The organism is Streptomyces sp. NRRL B-3229 (genome assembly GCF_000719505.1).
In the GTDB taxonomy this organism is placed as follows: Bacteria; Actinomycetota; Actinomycetes; order Streptomycetales; family Streptomycetaceae; genus Streptomyces; species Streptomyces griseorubiginosus.
Genome location: NZ_JOGP01000015.1, coordinates 55,412 through 78,591 on the forward strand (window position 1 = coordinate 55,412; position 23,180 = coordinate 78,591).

Genomic DNA, 23,180 nt, shown 5'->3' on the forward strand with positions numbered 1-23,180 from the left:
CCCGGGCGGTCCTCCGAGAAGCCCGGCTCCCGGGCGGTCCTCCGAGGAGTCCGACCCCCCGGGTGCCCGTCACGCCTTCGGGGCCACCTTGCTCAGCCCGTTGATGATCCGGTCCATCGCGTCGCCGCCCGTGGGGTCGGTGAGGTTGGCGAGCATCTTCAGGGTGAACTTCATGAGCACGGGGTGGGTCAGCCCGCGCTGGGCCGCGATCTTCATGACCTTCGGGTTGCCGATGAGCTTCACGAAGGCGCGGCCCAGCGTGTAGTAGCCGCCGTAGGTGTCCTTCAGGACCCGCGGGTAGCGCTGGAGGGCCATCTCGCGCCCCGCGGGCGTGGAGCGGGCGTGGGCCTGCACGATGACGTCGGCGGCGATCTGGCCGGACTCCATGGCGTAGGCGATGCCCTCGCCGTTGAAGGGGTTCACCAGGCCGCCGGCGTCGCCGACGAGCAGCAGGCCGCGCGTGTAGTGGGGCTGGCGGTTGAAGGCCATGGGCAGGGCGGCCCCGCGGATCGGCCCGGTCATGTTCTCCGGCGTGTAGCCCCAGTCCTCGGGCATGGAGGCGCACCAGGCCTTCAGCACCTCGCGCCAGTCGAGCTCCTTGAAGGAGTCGGAGGTGTTCAGCACGCCGAGGCCGACGTTGGAGGTGCCGTCGCCCATGCCGAAGATCCAGCCGTAGCCGGGCAGCAGCCGGTCCTCGCCGGGTCCGCGCCGGTCCCACAGCTCCAGCCAGGACTCCAGGTAGTCGTCCTCGTGGCGGGGGCTCTCGAAGTACGTCCGTACGGCGACGCCCATCGGGCGGTCCTCGCGGCGGTGCAGGCCCATCGCGAGGGAGAGCCGGGTGGAGTTGCCGTCGGCGGCCACCACCAGGGGCGCGTGGAAGGTGACTTCGCGCTTGTCCTCGCCGAGCTTCGCGTGGACGCCGGTGATCCGGCCGGTGCGCTCGTCGGTGATCGGGGCACCGACGTTGCAGCGCTCGTACAGCCGGGCCCCGGCCTTCTGGGCCTGGCGGGCGAGCTGCTCGTCGAAGTCGTCGCGCTTGCGGACCAGGCCGTAGTCGGGGAAGGAGGCCAGATCAGGCCAGTCCAGCTGGAGCCGCACCCCGCCGCCGATGATCCGCAGGCCCTTGTTGCGCAGCCAGCCGGCCTCCTCGGAGACGTCGATGCCCATGGCGACGAGCTGTTTGACGGCACGCGGGGTCAGGCCGTCGCCGCACACCTTCTCGCGCGGGAACTCGGTCTTCTCCAGCAGGAGTACGTCGAGTCCGGCCTTGGCGAGGTGGTACGCGGTGGTGGAGCCGGCCGGCCCCGCGCCGACGACGATGACATCGGCGGTGTTCTCGGACAGGGGCTCGGTCACGGCGGGATCTCCCCAAGTTCGAAATCTGCGTGCCGACCGGCACTGGACATGGGCAGTCTATTCAGCAGAATTGATCACCCGGCTGAAGGGCTGCCCCAGTGAACCGAGCTCTGCCCGTAGTACGGCTGCGCGTCCCCACCGACGAGGACGCCGTCGCCTGGCACCGGGTCTTCGACGACCCGGACGTCATGGAGTTCCACGGCGGGAAGTCCGCGGAGCTGTCCTTCTACGAGGAGCTCACCGCGCGCCAGCGTCGGCACGACGCCGAGCTCGGGTTCTGCCTGTGGACGATGGTCGACGAGGGCGGCCGGGTCATCGGCTTCACGGGTGCCCAGCCGTGGCCGCGGGACTGGGGGCCGACCGGCGAGATCGAGATCGGCTGGCGGCTCGGGCGGGAGTACTGGGGCAAGGGGTACGCCACCGTGGCTGCGCGGATGACGCTGGAGCGGCTGCGGGCGGCGGGCGTCACGGACGTGGTCGCGATGGTCAGACCCGGCAACGAACGGTCGATCGCGGTCACCAAGCGCCTCGGCATGGACCTCGCGGAGACTTTTCCGCACCCGCAGCTTCCGGAGGACGCCCTGTGCTTCCGGCTCTCCCTGCCCGACGGTGACGCAGAGTAGCCGTCTGCTACAGAAAGAAACGCGACCCTTCCGGGCACCACCACGGCGGAGTTACCCTGCCAGTACCACTGGGGGTGACATCTGTGCGCATAACACCCAAAACACCCGAAGTGCGCGTACCGCGTCTGGTCGGACTCATGGCGGTGGACGCACGGGAGACGGCCCAGGCGCAGGGCCTGCTCATCAACGCACCGGACCGCACGGACTTCCACCTGGCCGTCGTCGACTATGTCGTACGCCAGTACCCGCAGCCCGGTGCCGAGGTGCCGCGGGAGTCCCTGGTGTACGTCTGGTTCGACCACGGTCCCGGTGAGGGCGGCGGAGGCATCCGCGAGCCCCGCGTTCCGAGGCCCCCGAGCGGCGGCCTCCAGCGCGAACTGGACGAGCCGGGCGATCCGTACGTGGTCCGGTGCGTGACGGGGCTCTGACACCTGAGGACACCGCGCACGGAAGACAGCGCGCAGGGCACTGAAGACAGCGCGCGGGCCGCGGCTCAGTGCGCCTTGACTCCCCGGTGCAGCGCCACGATCCCGCCCGTGAGGTTGCGCCACGCCACCTTGGACCAGCCCGCCTTCTGGAGGCGCTCCGCCAGGGCCGGCTGGTCGGGCCAGGCGCGGATGGACTCGGCGAGGTAGACGTACGCGTCGGGGTTGGAGGAGACCGCGCGGGCCACCGGCGGCAGGGCGCGCATCAGGTACTCGGTGTAGACCGTGCGGAAGGGCGCCCAGGTGGGGTGCGAGAACTCGCAGATCACGACCCGGCCGCCGGGCCTGGTCACCCGGAACATCTCGCGCAGCGCCGCATCGGTGTCCTGGACGTTGCGCAGCCCGAAGGAGATGGTGACGGCGTCGAAGGTGTCGTCCTTGAAGGGCAGCTTCGTCGCGTCGCCCGCCGTGAGCGGCAGCCACGGGTGGTTCTTCTTGCCGACCCTGAGCATGCCGAGGGAGAAGTCGCAGGGGACGACGTAGGCGCCCGTCCGCGCGAAGGGCAGCGAGGACGTGGCGGTGCCCGCCGCCAGGTCCAGGACCTTCTGGGCGGGGCGGGCGTCGACGGCCTTGGCCACCTCCTTGCGCCACGCCCGGTCCTGGCCGAGCGAGAGCACGTCGTTGGTCAGGTCGTACCGTTCCGCCACGTCGTCGAACATCGAGGCGACTTCGTGCGGCTGCTTGTTCAGGGAGGCGCGGGTCACCCGCCCATTCTTGCAGTACGACCTCCACGGCCCGCTCAGGGGAGCAGCCGCGGCTTCTTCTTCCCGGCCACGTCCTCCACCCATCCGCACAGCAGGACGAACACCGCGATCAGCACCCACCCGACGCCGAACAGGAACCACTGGCTCTCCAGCGGCAGCCACTTCTCGAAGGCGGGCACGTCCCAGAACAGGTCGATCAGCGGCACGGCGAGGATGAGGGCGATCTCGTGCCACAGGTAGATCGTCACCGCGCGGGAGTTGAAGACGGTGACCAGCCGGTCGGTCCGCCGGAATCGGGTGAGCCACGCGAAGTCGGTCCCGAAGTACGCCTTGGCCCACATCAGCAGCGTCACGTACCCGGCGGACCAGAAGGCCTGGGCGAGCGGGATGTCGTCGAGGTCGTACGACCCCGTTTCGGCCTGGTGCGTGAAGGCGTACCAGCCGGCGAAGCCGATCGCGGCGAGCGAGAGCACGACGACGGTGAAGGGCTTCAGCCGTTCCAGGACCCGGTCGCGGTGGGCGAAGCCGAGGATCCAGCAGAACAGGAAGGTCGCGAGGTCGGTCAGCGCGCTGCCGAGACGGTCGTCCGGCGGCTCCCACAGGAAGTGGAAGACCACGACCGGGGCGAGGGACAGCAGCAGGACCGGCACCGGGGCGAGCCGGAACACCCGGAGCAGCAGCGGGGAGAGCAGCACGAACCAGAGGTAGGTCCTCAGGTACCAGAGGATCTCCCAGGCCTGCTCGCCCCACGCGTTGCCGGGCGGATCGCCCAGTGGCACCACCCAGAAGACGATCTGCCGGCCCGGCATCCAGCCGTGGACCAGCATCGCGAGCACCACGAAGACGCCCCAGAACCAGAACGGCGGCAGCAGCCTGCGCAGCCGGCTCCTGATCACCTTGGGCGCGGGGCGCTCCAAGGACTTCGCCATCAGGGTGCCGGCCAGGCCGAACATGACGCCCATGGAGGGGAAGACCATGCCGGCCCAGGCCCACCCGAAGGTGTGATAGGTGACGACCCGGATCAGGGCGACGGCCCTCAGGGTGTCGAAGTAGCGGTCGCGGGCCGGGGGCCGAGGCGGAGGCTTCTCCTCCTCCGCCTCGGCGTCTTCGGGGGTTTCCCGCGGATACGGCGGCCGGGCGGGATCCGGCTGCTCCGGGGGATACGGCTGTTGCGCCCACCCCGAGTACCCGTACTCGGGGTCGTATCCCGGCGAGGGCCAGGGCTGCTCGTGGGCCTGCTGCTCCCAGCTCATCGGCCCACCCCCGCCGGTGTCCCGACCTCACCCGTGCGCTTCAGCTTCTGCCACCTGAGCCGCCCGCCGGTGAGGGCGGTGACGCAGGAGTGGATCAGGACGAGGTACATCATCTGCCGGTAGGCCAGCTGCTGGAGCGGCATCATCAGCAGGTACCGGTACTTCTCCCGGTCGAGGCGGAAGGCGTACGCGGCGCACACCAGCTGGATCCCCAGCACCGCCAGCCACGCGTACAGGGCAGCCCGGAAGTCGACGAAGATCATCGAGTAGGCGGTGAACACGTCGATCAGCGGGGCGAAGACCGGCGTGACGATCTGGAAGATCACCACCAGCGGCATCCCGACCCGGCCGAAGCGGCCCGAGGGCCCCCGGTCGGTGAGGGACTCCCGGTGCTTCCACAGCGCCTGCATGGTGCCGTACGACCACCGGTAGCGCTGCGACCACAGCTGCTGGAGCGAGCCGGGCGCCTCCGTCCAGGCGCGGGCGTGCTCCTGGTAGACGACCCGCCAGCCCGCGCGGTGCATCGCGATGGTGATGTCGGTGTCCTCGGCGAGGGTGTCCTCGCTCATCCCGCCGACCTGGAGCACGGCGTCCCTGCGGAAGGCGCCGATCGCGCCCGGGATGGTGGGCATGCAGCGCAGCAGGTCGTACATGCGGCGGTCGAGGTTGAAGCCCATCACGTACTCGATGTGCTGCCAGGCACCGATGACCGTGTTGCGGTTACCGACCTTGGCGTTCCCGGCGACCGCACCGACATCGGGGTCGGCGAAGGGCTGCACCAGCTGCCGTACGGTGTCCGGCTCGAAGACGGTGTCGCCGTCCATCATCACGACGATGTCGTGACTCGCGCTGCGGACACCGTTGTTGAGGGCGGCGGGCTTGCCCGCGTTCTCCTGGCGGATGACCCGGACGTTGGTCATGCCGAGCGCACGGGCCGCCTCGCGGGCGATCTCCGAGGTGCCGTCCGAGGAGCCGTCGTCGACGACGATGACCTCGATCGGGTGGGTGCTCTTCGACAACGACTCCAGGGTGTTGGCGATGCACTCCTTCTCGTTGTACGCCGGGACGATCACGCTGACCGGGCCGGTGACCGTGGGCCCCCAGCTGAAGCGGCGCTTGTTGCGCTGTCTGTAGTGGCGGCGGGCGAGGACCAGCATCATCCCGAACCGGCCCAGGACGGCCACGCCGACGATCACCAGCCCGACCGAGAGCGTGGGCACCGTGTACTCGGCGACGGCGACCGCGGCGACGAGCGCCTTGCCCTCGTAGAGGGTGGTGCCGGTGGCCTCGCGGTGGGCGGCCTGGAGGCGCTCGGCGGCGTTCTGGTCGGCGCCCGCGGTGCCGTTCCGGTCGCCGCCCTGGAGCTGCCCGCCCGCGGTGCCGGCCGGCGCGTTCGTCTGCTGCCCCGCCGGGGCGTTGTTCGCGTTCTGCGCCTCGACGACCCCGCTGATGGTGGTGAAGGTGTAGCCCTTCGCCCGCATCTTCTCGATGTACTTCGGCAGCGCCTCGATCGTCTGCTCGCGGTCGCCACCGGCGTCGTGCATCAGCACCGAGGCGCCCGAGGTCCCGGACGGCGTGGCCCACTTGACGATCTTCGAGACGCCCGGCTTCTTCCAGTCGTCGCTGTCGGTGTCGACGAAGACGCTGGTGTAGCCCTCCTCGCCGAGCTTCTTGTAGACGGGCCAGCTGTAGTTGTCGATCGCGTCCGTCTCCGAGGAGTACGGCGCCCGGAACAGCGTGGTGGTGATGCCGGCCGCGCCCGCGAGGGCGAGCTGGGTCTGGGTCATCTCGCGCCGGATGCGGGCGTCGCTCTGGTAGGAGAGGTCGACGTGGGTGAAGGTGTGGATGCCGACCTCATTGCCCTGGTCGACCATGTCCTTCACGATCCCCGGGTAGCGCGAGACCATCGAGCCGACGAGGAAGAAGGTGGCCGGGACATCGTACTTCTTCAGGATCTTCAGGACCTGGGGCGTGTACGTCGGGTTCGGGCCGTCGTCGAAGGTGAGCGCGATCGTCTTGGCCGGCACGGAGGTCGTGGTGGCCTGGCCGCCGCGGAAGCTGAGGACGGGCCCGCCGTTGAGGATCTCGTCGGGGACCTTGCTGGAGCTCGCGCCGTCGCGCACCCGCTGGTCGCCGCCGACCTCAGCGCGCAGATAGCCGTCGAGGAGCATCACGCTGGTCAGGCCGAGCAGGAGCAGCAGGGCGAGGATGACCCGCGGTTTCTGCAACGCCGCGGCCCTGCCCGCCGCCCGCTGGATGCGGGTGGGGGCACGCCGGCGGCCGCGGGAGGGCGTCGTCGTGGTCATGTGGTGGGCCGTTCCGGTCAGTTGGAGGCCGCGGAGGCGGTCGCGGTCGGGGCGGCGCTCGGCGAAGCGCCCGTGACGGTGCCGATGGGCAACGCGGGCGGGGTGCCGGCGGGCAGCGCGGGCGGGGTGCCGGTGCCGTCCTGCGGCTGGGTGCCGCCGGGGCCCGAGTTGGACGTCCCGAGCGGTCCGCCGCCGCCGAAGGGCAGCAGGGTCGTGCTGGAGACGCCGATGCCCATGAAGGCCAGGCCCAGCACGACGGCGTAGCCCAGGGAGAGGACGCCGAGGAGAAGGCCGACCCGGCGCAGCAGCTTGGAGCGGCGTCCGGAGTTGTCAACGAACACGGGCCCCTCGGCGGACCCGTTGCCGCGTTTGCGGCGGCGACCGCGCGACTCGGCGCGGCTTTCGGTGGCAGGCTCGGAATGCATTCCCCAGACATTAGGCAGGCTTTATGTGTTCACATTTGGCGTTCTTGTGAGGCGCATATGAGAAACCTCTTGCACTGTCTGTTTCCTGAGAGATTCCCAGAAACCCTGCGCGACCCCCCGGGAGGCGAACGAGGCCGAATGTCCGCCTTACGTGACCGATTCGCCCGTTACCACCCACCTGGTCTGTGAGTCTGCTGTTCGAAGACTTTCCTCATGAACCTCAGGAGGGTGTGAGACATTCGCCCTCCAGAAATCGCCGTAACGAGAGCGGGTGCATGAGAATGCGGAGTTTCCTGAAGCCGATGGCCGGGCTGACATGTCTGTTGGCCCTGGCCGCGGCGGGGTGCTCCGCCGAATCGAACAGTTCCTCGGACGCAAAGCATCCACAACAGAGCACCACGTCACCGTCGGCGTCGGCGTCCGCCTCGGAGGCGGCGTCCTCGGTCACCGGGTACGCGCCCTACGTCAGTGCGACCGATGCCTCCGACAACGACTCCGCGGGCTCACCCTCGGTGTACAACCTCGCGTTCGTGATCGCCGACGGCAGTGACTGCACGCCGTCCTGGAACGGTACGAACGCCGTCGGGGACTCCTCGGTGACGTCCCGGATCAGTGCGCTGAAGGAGGACGGTGCCGAGGTGCGGGTGTCCTTCGGCGGGGCGTCCGGGAAGGAGCTGGCCGAAACCTGCTCCAGCGCGGCGAAGTTGGCGGCGGCGTACAGCACCGCCCTGGACGCCGCCGGCTCCTCCCTCGCCGACTTCGACGTCGAGGGGGACGCGTTGACGGACTCCGACTCGGTGGACCTGCGGTCGGAGGCGATCGCGTTGCTCCAGAAGCAACGGAGCGATCTGGCCGTCTCGTTCACGCTGCCGGTCATGCCGTCCGGGCTCGACGCCGACAGCGTGGCTCTCTTGGAGTCCGCGAACAACCACTCGGTTCAGGTCTCCACGGTCAACATCATGACGATGAACTACGGGGAGTCCTACGACGGGGACATGGGGACTTACGCGATCACTTCGGCGAAGGCGGCGCAAAAGCAGTTGAAGTCGGTGTTCGGCACGGACAACTCCACTGCATGGCGGGCTTTGGCGCTCACTTCGATGATCGGTACGAATGATGTGGCCGGGGAGACGTTCACGCTGTCGGACGCGGCCCAGGTAAGGGAGTTCGCCGAATCGAAGGGGGTGGCGTGGGTGTCGATGTGGGCTACGTTCCGGGATCAGCAGTGTGAGGAGGGGGGTGACGCGTTGACGAATTGCAGTGGGGTTTCCCAGTCGGCGGGGGCGTTTGGGGAGGCGCTGGCCGGTTGAGTTTCGGCTGCGGGTGCGTTGTGGCTGGTCGCGCCCACGCGGCGGAGCCGCATATCGACACAGCCCCGCGCCCCTAAAAGCAACTTCACCTGCGCCTGTGCAGCAAGCGGCCCCTGATCACCGTGGCCACGCATTCCTGTGCGCCGAAGATCGCGAAGGTCGCGTCCGCGCCCGGTCGCAGCAGCATCGGTGTGACCCCGTCCTGAATCCTCAGGCCCGACCTGTGCACCGCGTCGATCACCGCGGGGCGTCGCAGCGGGCCGGCGACCGCCACCGTGCCCTGGGCCAGCAGCCGTTGCACCCCCCGCCTCGCGCTCGCGCCCCATCTCGCCTCGGTCATGTCGAGGGCCGACAAGGCCTCGCCGGTGAGGGGTTCGCTGCCCAAGTCCTCGCGTGGGTCCGGGTGGTAGGACCGCTCCAGGAGTTCCGGGCCGTCCGGGTTCAGCAGGCCCGGGGTGATGACTCCCGGCCAGCGGCGGACCCTTGCCGTGGGGTGGGCGCCGGCCAGCTCCTCGTAGGCCCCCACGGCAGCGATCGCGCGGCCCTCGACCAGGACCGCCCCGGCGGGCAGGGGCGGTCCCCCGTCCCCGCGGAGCAGCTGGTCGGCGGTGTGGATCGTCAGCAACGCGGGCCTAGTTGGAGGCGAGGATCTTCAGCTCGGGGTGGGCCGTGCCGCCCTCGATGGCCGTGGAGGAGATGTGGGACTGGACGCGCGCGTCGACCGGGTCGTTCGCCGGGTCGTCGTGGACCACGAGGTGCTCGTAGGTCGTGGAGCGCTGGGCCGGGACGCGACCCGCTGTGCGGATCATGTCGATCATTTCCTGGAGGTTGGAGCGGTGCCTGGCACCGGCCGCCGAGACGACGTTCTCCTCCAGCATGACCGAGCCGAGGTCGTCCGCGCCGTAGTGCAGCGTCAGCTGGCCCGCGTCCTGGCCGGTGGTGAGCCAGGAGCCCTGGATGTGGGCGATGTTGTCCATGAAGAGCCGGGAGATCGCGATCATCCGCAGGTACTCGAAGATCGTGGCCTGGGTGCGGCCCTTCAGATGGTTGTTCATCGGCTGGTACAGGTACGGGATGAACGCCCGGAAGCCGCCCGTGCGGTCCTGGACGTCACGGATCATCCGCAGGTGCTCGATGCGCTCGGCGTTCGTCTCGCCGGTGCCCATCAGCATGGTGGAGGTGGACTCCACACCCAGCCGGTGCGCGGTCTCCATGATCTCCAGCCAGCGCTCGCCGGACTCCTTGAGCGGGGCGATGGCCTTGCGGGGGCGCTCGGGGAGCAGCTCCGCGCCCGCGCCCGCGAAGGAGTCGAGGCCGGCCGCGTGGATGCGCTGGATCGCCTCCTCCACGCTCACCTTGGAGATCCTGGCCATGTGCTCGACCTCGGAGGCACCGAGGGAGTGGATGACCAGCTGCGGGAACTCCTTCTTGATGGCGGCGAAGTGCTTCTCGTAGTACTCGACGCCGTAGTCCGGGTGGTGGCCGCCCTGGAACATGATCTGGGTGCCGCCCAGTTCCACGGTCTCCGCGCACCGGCGCAGGATGTCGTCGAGGTCGCGGGTCCAGCCCTTGTCCTTGGCGGTGGGCGGGGCGTAGAAAGCGCAGAACTTGCACGCCGTCACGCAGACGTTCGTATAGTTGATGTTCCGCTCGATGATGTACGTGGCGATGTGCTCGGTGCCCGCGTAGCGCCTGCGGCGCACGGCGTCCGCGGCGGAGCCCAGCGCGTGCAGCGGGGCGTCGCGGTAGAGGTCGAGCGCCTCCTCCGGGGTGATCCGCCCACCCTCGGCGGCACGGTCGAGGACGGACTGAAGGTCGGCCTTCTCGGTCACCGGGGCGTGCCTTTCGTCAAGGGTTCGGACGGACCAAGCCAGCCTACGCCAGCCCTGTGACAAGCCCGACCTCAGGCCGTGTACGCGCCGATCAGCAGCCCCGCGTACGCCCCCGCGATCAGGAACGGCCCGAACGGGATCGCCGTCTTGCGGCCCGCCCTGCCCACGAGGACCAGGACACCGCCCCACAGCGCGCCGAGCAGGAACCCGGCGAAGGTCCCGAGCAGTACGGTGTCCCAGCCGTACCACCCGAGGACCGCCCCGGCGCCCAGCGCCAGCTTCACGTCGCCGAAGCCCATGCCGCCCGGGTTGATCCGCCACAGCACCCAGTACCCGGCGCCGAGCACGAGGGCGCCGAGCAGGGCGTCCGTCCAGCTCCCGGCGTGTTCGGGAACGAGCGAGACCAGGCCGAGCAGCGTGAGCGCGGCGGCCGCGAGGGGGAGCGTGAGCGGGTCGGGCAGCCGTCGCACCCGCAGGTCGATCACGGCGAGGAGCACGCCCGCGGGGGCGAGCAGCAGCCAGACGGCGAGCTCCGGGCGGGTGCCGGTGGCCGCGGCGAGGGCGGCGCAGACAAGGGCGGTGACGCCGGCGAGGAGGGGCGCGCCGGGGCCGTACGACTGCCCCCTGCCGCAGGTGGGGCAGCTCGCCGGGCCGAGCCATCCGCCCAGCCGGTGCCCCTCGGGACAGGTGCGCCGCCAGGCTTCCCCGCTCGGCACGGAGAAGCGGTGGGCGGAGCGGGGCAGCAGGGCGCCCGCCGCCGCTCCCCACAGTGCGGCGAGGGCGATGAGCAGCCCGGTCACTCCTCGACCTTCGACATCCGTGCCTCGGGGTATCCCTCGGCGGCGCTCTCCGAGGTGTACTTCAGGTCGTCGCCGTCCGGGGTGAGGCGGACGGTGTGCGCGGTGGGGTTGCAGCCCGCGTGGTTGTCGGGGGCGCCGACGGCCGTGGTGACGAGCCCGGTGCCGGTGATCTTCTTGAGGGTGAGGACGTCCGTGCACAGGGCGCCGATCGGGTCGGTCTGCACCAGCCGGCCCAGCTCCTTGCCCACGGTCACGTCCTTGACGGTGATCCGGAAGGTCCCCATCGGCACGCTCCCGCCGAGTCCGCTGCCCTCGCCCTCCCAGGTGCCGAGGTAGCGGGCGGGAACTCCGGCCGCGCCGCTCGCCGCATCGGTCGCCGTGTCGCTCGACGACGGGGAGACCGAGGTCGCCGAGGCCTCGGGCGCAGGCGGTCCGGAGGCCGACGGCTGGGAGGTCGGTGCCGACGAGTACGCGTCGCTGCCGGTCGGAGCACCCGCCGAGTCGTGGTCGCCCCGCCCCGGCAGCAGGTCGAACAGGAAGACCGACCCCACGGTCACCGCGGCCAGCGCCCCGGCGACCGCGAGCGCCACGGTGCAGCTCATCCGGCGGCCGCGACCGCCCTCACCGGGTGTGGCGGCGGCCGCGACGGAGACGGAGAGCCGCCCGGGTTTCCTGTCGGAGGGCACCACCGTCTCGTCCGGCGTCGCGTCCCGGGGCTCCGGAACGACCGGCCCGGTGGGCACACCGAGAGGAGTCGGCGGTGTGACCGGAAACGCCGGTGGCCCGGCCGCGTCGGCCGGCGGCGCCCCCGCGGAGACGACCGGCATCACCGGCGGGGGCCCGAACGCACCGACCGACGGAGAAGTGAACTCCACCGGCCCGGACAACACCTGCTCCCCCGCCGCGTCGAGGTTCAGCAGCTGTACGGCACTTCGCCCCACCTGCTCGACCAGCGCGCCCGGCAGCCACCCCGCGACCACCAGCCGTGCCGCGCCCTCGGGAGCGAGCCGCCGGGCCAGTTCCCCCGGAGCCGGCCGTTCCTGGGGCGACTTGGCGAGGCAGGACTCCACGACGTCCCGCAGCTCGCCGCCCAGCGAGCCGAGTTCGGGCTGCTCGTGGACGACCTTGTAGAGAAGGGAGGCCGAGGAGTCCCCGGGGAAGGGCGGGGCGCCGGTGGCCGCGTACGCCAGCACCGCGCCCAGCGAGAAGACGTCCGCCGCGCCGGAGATCCCCTTGCTCAGGATCTGTTCGGGCGCCATGTAGCCGGGGGAGCCGATCGAGACGCCGGTGGAGGTGAGCGACGCCGTGCCGTCCGTGGCGCGGGCGATGCCGAAGTCGATGAGGAGCGGGCCGTCGACGGTGAGCAGGACGTTGGAGGGCTTCACGTCCCGGTGGACGAGCCCCAGTTCGTGCACCGCCGCCAGCGCCTCGGCGAGGCCCGCGCCCAGGACCCGTACGGAGTGCTCGGGCAGCGGGCCCCCGTCCGCGACCGCCGTGGCCAGCGAGGGACCCGCCGCGTACCCCGTGGCGACCCACGGGACGGCGGCCTCCGGGTCGGCGTCCAGCACGGGGGCCGTCCACGCCCCGCCCACCCTGCGCGCCGCGTCCACCTCGCGCCGGAAGCGGGCGCGGAACTCCTCGTCGAGCGCGAAGTGCGGGTGCACGATCTTGACGGCGACGGTGCGGCCCCCGGCGCTGCGCCCGAGGTAGACCCGGCCCATGCCGCCGGCCCCGAGCCGGCCGAGCAGCCGGTAGGGACCCACGGCGGTGGGCTCGTCGACTCCCAGCGGCTGCATACCGGCCTCCCCCATAAGGTTCAGATGCAGGTTAGGGCTGAAGCAGTTCCACCTTCACGTCCGCCGGGAAACCCGTCGTGGGGCCGACCCGGCGGGCGAACTCGGTGACCGCCGCCAGCTGCGGCGCCCCGAACCGGAAGTCCAGGGTCGTGAAGTACTTCTCCAGGACCTCCTCGTCGTAGTCCTCCCAGCGGGCGGCCTGCTCGGCGACCTTGCCGACCTCCTCCAGGGAGAGGTTGCGGGAGGCGAGGAAGGCCTCGTGGACCTTGCGGGTGATGAACGGCTCGCGCTCCGCGTACTCCCGGCGGGCGGCCCAGACGGCGAAGACGAACGGCAGCCCGGTCCACTCCTTCCAGAGCGTGCCGAGGTCGTGCACCTGGAGGCCGTACTTCGGTCCGTCGAGGAGGTTCGCCCGCAGCGCCGCGTCCCCGATGAGTACGGCCGCCTCCGCCTCCTGCATCATCAGGCTGAGGTCGGGCGGGCAGGTGTAGTAGTCGGGCCGGACGCCGTAGCGCTCGGCGAGGAGGAGCTGGGCGAGCCGGACCGAGGTGCGCGAGGTCGACCCGAGGGCCACCCTGGCGCCGTCCAGCTCGTCCAGCGGGACCTGCGAGACGATGACGCAGGACATGACCGGGCCGTCGCAGCCGACGGCGATGTCGGGGAGGGCGACCAGGTCGTCCGCGTTCCTGAGGAACTCGACGAGGGTGATGGGACCGATGTCGAGGTCTCCCTGCACCAGCTTCTCGCTGAGCTTCTCCGGGGTGTCCTTCGTGAGCTCGAAGTCGAGGAGCGTGCCCGTCCTCGCGAGCCCCCAGTACAGGGGCAGGCAGTTCAGGAACTGGATGTGGCCGACGCGCGGCCGGGTGCGAGAATTGTCCACATCGCGACACTAGACCCCTTGGGGTACGCTTCGAACTTCGGCCCCCCAAGTCAAACCCCGGCACGATCTTCAAACATCCGGGTGACGTGATCTTGGCCTCTATTGCTTTCGGCTGCCCGCGTGCTAGGCTCGCCGCAAGTTGCAGTTTGGTTTCCCTTGCAGTACAGAGCCTGCGGAGCATGTAACCGCAGGCTCTAGTCGTTTTCAGACGTATGCAGTTGTGCGGCACTGTTTCACACTTGCAGGTTCTGGAGCAGGGCAACCCTTTTGGGCCCAAGGAGGGCTTATGGCTACCGGAACCGTGAAGTGGTTCAACGCCGAAAAGGGCTTTGGCTTCATCGCCCAGGAAGGTGGCGGCCCGGACGTCTTCGTCCACTACTCCGCCATCAACGCGAGCGGCTTCCGCTCGCTGGAGGAGAACCAGCAGGTCTCCTTCGACGTGACCCAGGGCCCGAAGGGCCCGCAGGCGGAGAACGTCACCCCCGTCTGAGCGATCCCGTCTCCGAGGCACTCCAGCCTCTGATCCGGACCTGAATGCAGTACACAAGGAGCCCCGCGCCGCACGGCAGCGGGGCTCCTGCCTTTGCCGGGGCGAGTGGCGGGGGGCTGGGCTCGGGGTCGAGGTCGAGGTCGAGGTCGGATGAGTGTCAGTGGGGGCCGCTAGGGTCCCCGGCCATGACCGACACCGACTTCGTGACCGCGACCCGGACCTTCTACGACGCCATCGCCGAGGACTACGCCGAGCGCTTCACCGACGAGATCGCCGGCAAGCCGCTGGACCGGGCGGTGTTCGCCGCGTTCGCCGACCTGGTCGGGCGGGGCGAACCCGTGGCCGACCTGGGCTGCGGCCCCGGGCGGGTCACCGCGCACCTGGCCTCCCTCGGCCTGTCCGTCTTCGGCCTCGACCTGTCGGAGTCGATGCTGGCGATCGCGCGCCGGGAGAATCCGGGGCTGCGGTTCGAACAGGGCTCGATGCTGGAGCTCGCACTGCCCGACGGTGCCCTCGCGGGCGTGGTGTCCTGGTACTCCTCCATCCACACCCCTGTGGACGCACTCCCCGCTCTCTTCGCCGAGTTCCGGCGGGTCCTGGCCCCCGGCGGCCATCTGCTGCTCGCCTTCCAGATCGGCGACGAGCCCCGCCGCCACGAGAATCCCTGGGGGCACCCGGTGACCCTGGACTTCCTGCGTCGGCAGCCGGAGCACATGAGCGAGCTGCTGACAGCGGCGGGGTTCGCGCCCGTCTCCCGGACGGTGCGCGAACCCCTGGCCGACGAGCCGACCCGCCAGGCCGCGCTGATCTTCCGGCGCGACCAGGAGGGCGGACGTGCTCAGCCCACGGTGTAGGAGTAGGGGATGCCGATCAGTTCGGACCCCATGACCTCCGAGAGGGCCGTGTCGGTGTCCCGCTCTTCTTCTGTTGTTCATGGAGTTCTCCGCTGGTGGGGGGTGCGGGACGGCTGATGAAACCGTCACCGATGATCTTTCGCCCCAACTCGTGAACTCCGCCAGGCACTTGACGTCAAGAGATCTTCAAACATTCAAGAAAGCTCGCCTCTAGAGCACCCCCGCGAGATCCCGGGCGGCAATGTACCCGAACGTCATCGCCGGTCCGATCGTCGAGCCCGCGCCCGCGTAACTGTGGCCCATGACCGCCGCGCTCGCGTTCCCTGCCGCGTACAGGCCCGGGATCACCGAGCCGTCCGGCCGCAGGACGCGGGCGCGGGCGTCGGTGCGCAGGCCGCCCTTGGTGCCGAGGTCGCCGGGGACGATCCGGAAGGCGTAGTACGGGGGCAGCCACAGCGGGGCGAGGCAGGAGTCGGGGAGGACCGCGGGGTCCGTGTAGTAGTGGTCGTAGGCGCTGTCCCCGCGTCCGAAGTCCGTGTCGTCGCCCTTGAGCGCAAGGGAGTTGAAGCGGTCGACAGTCGCGCGGAGGGCGGCGCCGGGGACGCCGATGGACGTGGCCAGGGCGTCCAGCGTCCAGGCCTTGTGCGCGGCGCCCGAGCTGTACCAGTCGTCGGGGAGGACGAAGGTCGGCGCGATGTCCTTGAAGAGGTACCGGTTGCGGTAGTTCTGGTCGACGACCAGCCAGGAGGGGATGTCCGGGTCGGTCGGGTTGCGGTCGTACATGGTGTGGACGACATCGCTGTAGGGGGCGGCCTCGTTGACGTACCGTCGGCCGGCCGCGTTGACGATGAGGCCGCCGGGGAGGGTGCGTTCGGCGAGGCAGAAGTACGGCTCGTCGGGCAGCGGGATGGCCGGTCCCCACCAGGCGTCGTCCATGAGGGCGACATCGGCGCCGAGCCGCTGTCCGGCGCGGATGCCGTCCCCGGTGTTCTCCTTCGCGCCGACCGTCCAGGCCGTGCCGATGGGCTGGCGCTGGTACTGGCTCCGCATCGCCGCGTTGTGCTCGAAGCCGCCGGAGCCGACGATCACGCCCCGGCGGGCGCGGTAGAGGCCGGCGGGGGTGACCGCTCCGGCGACGGTGCCGTTCTCGACGTGGAGCTCGGTGAGGGGGGTGTTCAGGCGGACGGGCACGCCCGCGTCCAGGAGGCCCTTCCGCAGGCCGGCCGCGAGGGACTGTCCCATGGTGAGCGGTGTCTGACCGAGCAGGGCGGCCTTGGTGCCGCGCGCCAGGCACTCGGCGGCGACGGCGGCGCCCTTGAGGCTGACCGCGGACAGGGCGAGCCACTTGTAGTCGGCGCTGAACACCACGAGTCCCGCGGGGACCGCGAGATACGGCGGGTTCAGGTGGGCGAGTTCGGCGCCGAGGATCTTGCCGTCGAGCTGGTCGGGCTCGATGGAGCGGCCGTTGGGGAGCCCTCCGGGAAGCTCCGGGTAGTAGTCGCTGTACCCCTCCATCCAGCGGAAGCGCAGCGGGCTGTTGGCCATGACGAAGGAGATCATGGCCGGTCCCTGGCTGAGGAAGGCCTGCTGCCGGGCGGCGGGGACGTCCGGGCCCACGACGGCGGCGAGGTAGGCGGCCGCCTTGGCCGGGGTGTCGGGGACGCCGGCGGCCACGAGGACGGGGTTGTTGGGGATCCAGATCCCGGCGCCGGAACGGGCGGCGGACCCGCCGAAGGTGGGCGCCTTCTCCAGCACCACGACACTGAGCCCCTGCTTGGCGGCGGTGAGCGCGGCCGTCATCCCGGCGGCCCCGGAGCCGATGACGACGACGTCGTAGGTCCCGGCCGTCGGCAGGTCGGCGGCGCTCGCGCCCTGCTGCACTCCGGCGGCGACGGCCAGACCGGCACCGGAGGCCAGCAGGTGTCTTCGGGTCACGCTCATGGGCAGGTCCCCCCAGCGGCTGGTACGGACGAAGAGGTCCGGAACGTCGCGCGGGGGTCTTGAGAAGTCAAGGGGCGTGAAGGGAACGGGAACCCGAGCTGCGGAACCATCTGAGCAGGTTCTCCTATGCTTGCGCTGCAAGAGGCAACCGGCTGAGGTGGTTTTTGTGGCGGTGCAGCATTTCCCCGAATTCCGTACGGGCAAGGTACTGGCGACCAGGTTCACGGGAACCCTCTCGGAGCGTTACGGCGAGACGCTGGAGCGCATTCCTGCGCCCTCCCGGCTCGTGGACTGGCTGGCGGACAACGGACTCGCCGTCGACTCCTGCGATCAGGCCCAGCTCGACCGGGCACGGGAACTACGGGAAGCGATCCACGCGGCCGCCACCGCTGTCGCGCACGAGAACCCGCTGCCCTCCTCGGCTGTCCAGGTCATCAATGACCGCAGCACCCACGGCCGGGCCACGGCGGCCCTGACCCCGGGGGGCGGCCTGGAGTGGCGGCTGGCTTCCGCGTCGGTGGAGGACGCCCTCAGCGTGATCGCCACCGACGCGATCGGCCTTCTCTCGGGAGAGCGGGAGGGGAAGATCTCGCTGTGCGCGTCTCCGACGTGCCGAGCCGCGTTCGTCGACACCAGCCGGGGCCACACCCGCAGATGGTGCGACATGAACACGTGCGGGAACCGCGAGAAGAAGGCCCGCTTCCTGGCCAACAAGCGCAAGAAGGCACCGCCGGCCGGCTGAGCTGTACGGTGGAACCACCTTAGACGGTTCCATCCGACGAGAGGTCGCCGCCGATGGTGGATCTGACAGTGCTGCCGGGTTACGTGGCCGTGATCATGCTCTTCCTCGGTCCACCCGGTCCCGACATGGCCTACATGCTGGCGGTGGGCCTCGAAGGCGGGCGCCGGGCCGCGGTGAAGGCCATCCTCGGCATCGCGACCGGCATGAGCGTCTACGCCGCCGCCGTGGTCGCCGGCGTGGGACAGATCGCCCGCTCGCACCCGTCGGTCCTGGACACGATCCGGATCGTGGGCGCGGTGTACCTGTTGTGGCTGGCTTACGTCACGATGCGCCACGCCCGTCGCACGATCAGCGGCCACACCGACGTCCCGGCGGGCCGCTGGTACGCGCGGGGCATATTGGTCAGCATCACGAATCCGAAGATCGTTCTCTTCTTCCTCGCGATACTCCCGCAGTTCATCGGAAGCGCGGAGAAGCCGGGACTACAGATGGCGATCCTCGGCGCGATCGACATTCTGATGGAGGTGATCCTCTACGGATCGATCGGAGTGCTGGCCGGATACTTCCAGGCACGCCTGGCCGGCTCGACCAAGGCCACTGCCGTGCTGAACTACATGGCGTGCACGGTCTACGTCGTGCTGTCCGGGACCATCACCGGCGAGATCCTGCTCGCCTGACAGCCCGATCTCGGCCCACACCGTCTTGCCGACGTCCCGTTCGGTGACGCCCCAGGTGCGGGCGAGCAGGGTCACGAGGATCAGTCCCCGGCCGTGCTCGCCCTCCGCGTCGTTCACGAACCGCAGCCGGCGGTCCCCCCTCGTGTCGCTCACCTCGATACGGAGCGTGTTCTCCGGGAGCCGGAGCAGGCGCAGCTCGAAGTCCCTTCCCGGCACGCGTCCATGGGTCACCGCGTTGGCGGCCAGCTCCGCGACGAGGTGCTGCGCAGTGTCGTTCACCTCGCTGTCGTAAGGGTGCCCCCAGGTGTCCAGCGTCGCGGCGGTGAGCCTGCGGGCCAGCCGGGCACCTCTCGGGGTGGCGCTCAGACGCTGGGTCAGTTCGTCGGTGGGGGTGGAGATTTCGGCGTTCACGTGACCGAGCGTGCTGCCTTGTCTCTACGCTGACCAGGGGTGACTCGGCGACGCTGAGTAACTGTACGGGTGCGAGGGGTTCGGTGTACGGGTTGTCGTGCGGGAGGGGTGGGGCGCATGAGTGAGCGGAGGCCGGACACGCCTGCGGAGGCGGACGGTACGGCGGGGTTGTTCGTCGCCCTGGGCAAGATGGTCAAGCTCCTGCGCGAGCGGAAGGGGCTCACCCAGAAGGAGTTCGGCGAGCTGGTGGGCTACGGCCCGGACGCGGTCTCGGCGATGGAGCGGGGCGTACGGACACTCCGGCCGGAGGTGCTGGTCAAGGCGGACGAACTCCTGGATGCCGGGGGCCTGTTGAAGGAGGTCCTGCCGGAGGTCGAGCAGGCGATGGCCAAGAGCCGGACCCGCCATCCGGAGTGGTATCGCGACTACGCGGGGCTGGAGGCCGAGGCGGTCTCGCTGTACGACTACAGCACCATGGGCGTCCTCGGCCTGCTCCAGACCGAGGACTACGCCCGGGCCGTGTTCACGCAACGGCACCCGCCGCTCGACGAGGAAACCATCGAGAAGCGCGTCGCCGACCGGCTCTCCCGTCAGCAGCTCTTCGAGAAGTGGCCGCCGCCGGAGTGCAGCTTCGTCATCGAACAGGCCGTGCTGGAGAGGCCGATCGGTGGCCGCTCGGTGCACGCCGGGCAGCTCAAGCGGCTGTTGCAGGTCGGCCGCATGCGGAACGTACAGCTTCAGGTGATGCCGTCGGGGCGGGACGAACACCCCAGCCTGGGCGGCTCGTTCACGCTGCTGATCCCCAAGGGGAGGGAGCAGGTGGCGTACATGGAGATCCAGGGGTACCCCCGCCTGATCACCGACCGGGAAGAGGTACGCGTACTCGCCGCCCGCTATGGGATCATCCGAGCTCAGGCCCTCAACCCGCACGAGTCCCTGGACTTGATCGAGAAGATGCTGGAAGAGCGATGACCATAGAGAAGTTGACCTGGTTCAAGTCGAGCTACAGCGACGGCGAGGGCGGGCAGTGCCTGGAAGTCGCCGTCACCCCCGACACCATCCACCTCCGCGACTCCAAGCACCCGCACCCCACCGGCCCTCACCTCGCCCTCTCCCCCACGGCGTGGTCCGCCTTCCTGTCCCCCTACTGCGGGAACGCGGCCACCAGGTCCACGTCCTTGTAGCCGGTCGCCGTGATGCCGGATTCCGTGCCGGGGATCAGCGCGCTCGGGCCGTAGTAGTTGCGCGACAGCAGCAGGTCCTTGTCACCGTCGCGGTCGATGTCACGCAGGCGAACCAGGAAGCCGAAGTTCTCGTACGCCGTCGGGTTCCCGGGGACACCCGCGCTCGCCCGCGAGAACCACTGGGAGTTCTTGCCGGTCAGGCCGGACCTCCCGCCGCGCAGGACGTGGACGCCGCCCGCGTCCTTCGCCGTGCCGACTTTCTCGTAGGGCACGCCGACCGCGAGGTCCGGGTAACCGTCGCCATTGGTGTCCCCGGCCGAGAGGTCGGAGCCGAAGCACTCGTGTGCCGCGGCAGCCGTGGCGACGCCCGAAGTGGACTGCGTGAGCCGGTACTTCGTCGTCGGGCCGGTGCTGCCTCCGCGCCAGACGACCACCGAGCCCGCGTTGTTGCGGTACCGGGTGTCGCTGACCGCGAGGTCGCCGTAGCCGTCCTTGTCGAAGTCGGCGACGACGCCGGCGGGGCCGTAGTCGGGCTCCGAGCCGTCGATGACCGTGGCCTTGCCGGGCTTGATCGTGGAGCCGCCCCGCAGGAACCACGCGTCCTGGGTCATCTTGTCGTTGTGGTAGCCCTGGCCCAGGAGGTAGAGGTCGGTCGCCTTGTCCTTGGTGACCCTGCCGGCGACCAGGCCGGTGGTCTCGAAGGTGTCGCCGTAGGTGTGCTTGGTGACCTTGCCCGTCGTACCGGACTTGGTGAAGCCGCCACGGTAGACGTAAACGGACTTGAAGGCGTCCGCGACGGCCAGGTCGGCCTTGCCGTCGCCGTTGAAGTCACCGGCCTCGATGGCCTTCCCGAAGCCCTGGTCGGCGCGCGCGGTGACCTTGAGACGGGTGGCGTCGGAACCGGTCAGGCCGGTCTTGCGGCCCCACAGGATGGTGACCGCGCCGGAACTCACCTTGCCGCTCACCTTCTCCGTGAAGTCGGCGACGGCCAGGTCGGCGTATCCGTCGCGGTTGAGGTCGGCGGTGGCGATGTCCTCGCCGAACTCGTCCGCGTAGCCGCCCGCGTTACCGGCGGTGCCCGGGATGCCCGCGCTGGACTGGGTGAACGTCGTCGAGGTCGTACGGACGCCGGTGGCCGTGCCGTACGTCACGGTGAAATCACCGCCGATTCCGGCCACGGCGAAGTCCCGGAAGCCGTCCCCGTTGAAGTCGTCGGCGTACTTCGCCGGGCCGGCCGCGCTCGCGGTGCCAACGGAGAGGGTGAGCAGTCCGCCGGTCAGGGACACGGCGGTGACCGTGGCGATCGCCAGGCCGAGGGGGGTGCGCGTGGACATGCGTCTCCTGCGGTGATCATGGGTCGGACGGGTAGGAGACTCTCCGCGGCGGGTAATGGTTGCACCAAGGCGGAAGTCAGCGAACGGACTGGAATTGGTCAAGACCTGTTCTGGACCTCTGGTCACCGGTGAGGCGGACGGGTTCACTGCGCCGCATGAGACGACCTCTCCCCCACCTCCCCCGGCGTGCGGCCGCCCTCCTCACCGCCGCCCTCGCCTCCCTGGCCCTCGCGGCCGGCACGGCGGGCACCGCGACCGCCGACACCCCCGTCCCCGCCGAGTTCGGCACCGACTACCACGACCCCGTCACCGCCGCCCCGCCGATCAGCACCCCGCACACCAAGTCCTGCCAAGTCACCGTCGCCGAGGCGAAGTTCAAGGACTTCACGCCGTACACGGGCACCTACACACCGCCGACCGGATGCGGCGCGTCCGGACGGTGGTCGAAGGTCGTGCTGCGGATGGACGGCACCGTGAAGGGCCGGCAGTTCGACCGGCTCGGATACCTGGACATCGGCGGGGTGCAGGTCTTCCGGACCTCGACGCCCGAGCCCTCGCAGGACGGGATCGACTGGCACGTCCAGAAGGACGTCACCGAGTACGAGAAGACGCTGAGCAGCGCGCAGCCCGTCGACATGCTCATTGGCAACGTTGTCGACGGCACGTACACGGGCATTCTCGACGTCAAGGTGACCCTCACCTTCTACGCACCCGAGCGTCACCGGCCCGCGCCCGACGCCCCGGACCAGGTCATCCCCCTCAGCGCCGGCGACAGCGTCACCACCGGCGCCTCCCTGACCACCCCGCGCAACTCCGAGCGCATCCTGGCCGAGGTGTACGCCACCGGGTCGGGCGGCGGCTGCGAGGAGTTCTGGTACACGGCGACGACGCCGTCCGCGTCGTACTCCTGCCAGGGCGGCGACGCCGGGCCGTACCGTGAGGTGCAGGTCAGCGTGGACGGGAAGGTCGCCGGAATCGCCTCTCCCTACCCGAACGTGTGGACCGGTGGCTGGTCGCCCTACCTGTGGTCGGTGATTCCCTCCCCGACCGCCTTCGACGTACGGCCGCTGACCTTCGACCTCACGCCGTTCGCCGGGCTCCTCGACGACGGCAGGGCGCACACCGTGGACGTGTCGGTGGTCGGGGTGCCCGCCGGGCAGACCGGGTGGAGCGCGCCGACGAACGTCCTGGTGTGGCAGGACGCGCACCGGTCGGTGCTGACCGGGGGCGTGACGTCGTACCGGAAGACCGCCCCCGCGCTGTCCAACGACTTCACCGACGGCTCGCTGCGGCACCTCGCGACCTCCGGCGGGGACCACCTGAAGGTCTCCGGCTACCTGAACACCTCTCACGGCCGCGTGACCACGACCGTCGACCGGACCCTCACCACGGCCGTCGACCACCGGTGGACGCCCGACGAGAACACCGACGACGTGACCGGCACCTGGACGGATCACCAGATCGTCACCACGAACGGCAAGTCGGCCCGCATCGACCGTGAGTACTCCCTGGACGGGCAGGCCACCATCGACAGCGCGAACCGGCTGCGGGTCGTGATGTCCGTGGGCGACCACGCCCTGTCGGGCGCCACCCGGACCGACGACACGTACCAGGGCGACGCCACCTTCACCCTCGGCGTGGCCCGCGAGGACCGGCACGCGGTCGCCACCACGAGCGAGCGGTACCGGTTGCGGGCCCCCGGCACCTGCTGGGACCACACCCTCGCGACGGAGCAGGGCGTGCTGACCAAGGACGTGCACGGCTGCTGAGAGGAAGG

Annotated in this window: 22 protein-coding genes and 1 pseudogene; 10 read left to right on the forward strand and 13 right to left on the reverse strand. The window is 70.1% G+C overall.

The annotated features are described in order from the left end of the window. Positions 1 to 69: 69 nt before the first annotated feature. The gene (locus tag IF54_RS0124115; protein WP_030322084.1) at positions 70 to 1,356 is read right to left on the reverse strand and encodes a geranylgeranyl reductase family protein; all 1,287 of its coding nucleotides are present in this window, start codon (positions 1,354 to 1,356) and stop codon (positions 70 to 72) included. 98 nt (positions 1,357 to 1,454) lie between these two features. Here IF54_RS0124115 and IF54_RS0124120 point away from each other — a divergent pair, with 98 nt between their 5' ends. After that, positions 1,455 to 1,979, forward strand: coding sequence for a GNAT family N-acetyltransferase (locus IF54_RS0124120; protein ID WP_030322086.1), 525 nt, complete (start codon positions 1,455 to 1,457; stop codon positions 1,977 to 1,979). A gap of 110 nt (positions 1,980 to 2,089) precedes the next feature. Continuing rightward, positions 2,090 to 2,407, forward strand: coding sequence for a PASTA domain-containing protein (locus IF54_RS0124125; protein WP_037820472.1), 318 nt, complete (start codon positions 2,090 to 2,092; stop codon positions 2,405 to 2,407). A 65-nt stretch (positions 2,408 to 2,472) separates the two neighbouring features. Here the strand turns inward: IF54_RS0124125 and IF54_RS0124130 are convergent, their stop codons facing one another. Genes IF54_RS0124130 through IF54_RS0124145 form a run of 4 tightly spaced genes read right to left on the reverse strand, consistent with a single transcriptional unit; the run spans position 2,473 to position 7,152 of the window. Further along, entirely contained in the window at positions 2,473 to 3,168 is a 696-nt protein-coding gene (locus IF54_RS0124130) for a demethylmenaquinone methyltransferase (protein ID WP_020135946.1), read from the reverse strand. 35 nt (positions 3,169 to 3,203) lie between these two features. After that, a complete protein-coding gene (locus IF54_RS0124135; protein WP_030322091.1) occupies positions 3,204 to 4,421 on the reverse strand; it encodes an acyltransferase family protein in 1,218 nt (405 codons plus the stop codon). Beyond that, a complete protein-coding gene (locus tag IF54_RS0124140; RefSeq protein ID WP_030322093.1) occupies positions 4,418 to 6,727 on the reverse strand; it encodes a bifunctional polysaccharide deacetylase/glycosyltransferase family 2 protein in 2,310 nt (769 codons plus the stop codon). Before IF54_RS0124140 ends, IF54_RS0124135 begins: the two co-directional genes overlap by 4 nt. A gap of 17 nt (positions 6,728 to 6,744) precedes the next feature. Then, on the reverse strand, positions 6,745 to 7,152 hold the full coding sequence (locus IF54_RS0124145) for a hypothetical protein (protein WP_030322095.1): 408 nt from the start codon (positions 7,150 to 7,152) through the stop codon (positions 6,745 to 6,747). Between the two features lie 281 nt (positions 7,153 to 7,433). Between IF54_RS0124145 and IF54_RS0124150 the strand changes: the two genes are divergently transcribed. Then, entirely contained in the window at positions 7,434 to 8,462 is a 1,029-nt protein-coding gene (locus IF54_RS0124150) for a chitinase (RefSeq protein WP_030322097.1), read from the forward strand. Positions 8,463 to 8,547: 85 nt separating this feature from the next. On the opposite strand, the gene IF54_RS0124155 is transcribed toward IF54_RS0124150, so the two are convergent. The 5 genes from IF54_RS0124155 to IF54_RS0124175 form a co-directional block, all read right to left on the reverse strand. Then, positions 8,548 to 9,087 (reverse strand): imidazolonepropionase-like domain-containing protein, encoded by a 540-nt coding sequence (locus IF54_RS0124155; RefSeq protein WP_030322099.1) that lies wholly within the window; start codon positions 9,085 to 9,087, stop codon positions 8,548 to 8,550. 7 nt (positions 9,088 to 9,094) lie between these two features. Then, positions 9,095 to 10,294 (reverse strand): cyclic dehypoxanthinyl futalosine synthase, encoded by a 1,200-nt coding sequence (gene mqnC, locus IF54_RS0124160; protein ID WP_030322101.1) that lies wholly within the window; start codon positions 10,292 to 10,294, stop codon positions 9,095 to 9,097. Positions 10,295 to 10,365: 71 nt separating this feature from the next. Continuing rightward, entirely contained in the window at positions 10,366 to 11,094 is a 729-nt protein-coding gene (locus IF54_RS0124165) for a prepilin peptidase (RefSeq protein WP_030322104.1), read from the reverse strand. Beyond that, positions 11,091 to 12,890, reverse strand: coding sequence for a serine/threonine-protein kinase (locus tag IF54_RS0124170; protein WP_030322106.1), 1,800 nt, complete (start codon positions 12,888 to 12,890; stop codon positions 11,091 to 11,093). The genes IF54_RS0124165 and IF54_RS0124170 overlap by 4 nt, the downstream gene beginning before the upstream one ends. A 31-nt stretch (positions 12,891 to 12,921) precedes the next feature. Continuing rightward, positions 12,922 to 13,770 carry a menaquinone biosynthetic enzyme MqnA/MqnD family protein gene (locus IF54_RS0124175; RefSeq protein WP_030322108.1) on the reverse strand — a complete coding sequence of 283 codons (849 nt, stop codon included), beginning with the start codon at positions 13,768 to 13,770 and terminating at the stop codon, positions 12,922 to 12,924. Between the two features lie 286 nt (positions 13,771 to 14,056). On the opposite strand from IF54_RS0124175, the gene IF54_RS0124180 reads away from it, so the two are divergent. Continuing rightward, positions 14,057 to 14,260, forward strand: a complete 204-nt coding sequence (locus IF54_RS0124180) for a cold-shock protein (protein WP_003992177.1) — start codon at positions 14,057 to 14,059, stop codon at positions 14,258 to 14,260. Between the two features lie 185 nt (positions 14,261 to 14,445). Next, on the forward strand, positions 14,446 to 15,114 hold the full coding sequence (locus IF54_RS0124185) for a class I SAM-dependent DNA methyltransferase (protein WP_037820474.1): 669 nt from the start codon (positions 14,446 to 14,448) through the stop codon (positions 15,112 to 15,114). 210 nt (positions 15,115 to 15,324) lie between these two features. Here IF54_RS0124185 and kstD read toward each other — a convergent pair whose 3' ends face one another. Then, positions 15,325 to 17,055: a 3-oxosteroid 1-dehydrogenase gene (gene kstD, locus IF54_RS0124190; RefSeq protein ID WP_030322115.1), complete on the reverse strand. Its 1,731-nt coding sequence runs from the start codon at positions 17,053 to 17,055 to the stop codon at positions 15,325 to 15,327. Between the two features lie 166 nt (positions 17,056 to 17,221). Here kstD and IF54_RS0124200 point away from each other — a divergent pair, with 166 nt between their 5' ends. Both IF54_RS0124200 and IF54_RS0124205 read left to right on the forward strand, forming a co-directional pair. Further along, positions 17,222 to 17,797, forward strand: coding sequence for a CGNR zinc finger domain-containing protein (locus IF54_RS0124200; protein ID WP_030322117.1), 576 nt, complete (start codon positions 17,222 to 17,224; stop codon positions 17,795 to 17,797). A gap of 53 nt (positions 17,798 to 17,850) precedes the next feature. After that, positions 17,851 to 18,474 carry a LysE family translocator gene (locus IF54_RS0124205; RefSeq protein WP_030322119.1) on the forward strand — a complete coding sequence of 208 codons (624 nt, stop codon included), beginning with the start codon at positions 17,851 to 17,853 and terminating at the stop codon, positions 18,472 to 18,474. Here the strand turns inward: IF54_RS0124205 and IF54_RS43505 are convergent. Further along, a pseudogene (locus IF54_RS43505) lies at positions 18,475 to 18,885 on the reverse strand (ATP-binding protein); the annotation flags it as partial. 117 nt (positions 18,886 to 19,002) lie between these two features. Between IF54_RS43505 and IF54_RS0124210 the strand changes: the two are divergent. After that, complete coding sequence (locus tag IF54_RS0124210) at positions 19,003 to 19,857, forward strand: helix-turn-helix domain-containing protein (protein WP_030322121.1); 855 nt, start codon at positions 19,003 to 19,005, stop codon at positions 19,855 to 19,857. Continuing rightward, entirely contained in the window at positions 19,854 to 20,069 is a 216-nt protein-coding gene (locus IF54_RS0124215; RefSeq protein ID WP_030322124.1) for a DUF397 domain-containing protein, read from the forward strand. Before IF54_RS0124210 ends, IF54_RS0124215 begins: the two co-directional genes overlap by 4 nt. Here the strand turns inward: IF54_RS0124215 and IF54_RS0124220 are convergent. Next, on the reverse strand, positions 20,030 to 21,403 hold the full coding sequence (locus tag IF54_RS0124220) for an FG-GAP and VCBS repeat-containing protein (protein ID WP_030322127.1): 1,374 nt from the start codon (positions 21,401 to 21,403) through the stop codon (positions 20,030 to 20,032). The genes IF54_RS0124215 and IF54_RS0124220 overlap by 40 nt on opposite strands. Before the next feature lie 155 nt (positions 21,404 to 21,558). On the opposite strand from IF54_RS0124220, the gene IF54_RS0124225 reads away from it, so the two are divergent. Beyond that, entirely contained in the window at positions 21,559 to 23,172 is a 1,614-nt protein-coding gene (locus IF54_RS0124225) for a peptide-N4-asparagine amidase (RefSeq protein WP_030322129.1), read from the forward strand. The last annotated feature ends 8 nt before the right edge of the window (positions 23,173 to 23,180 follow it).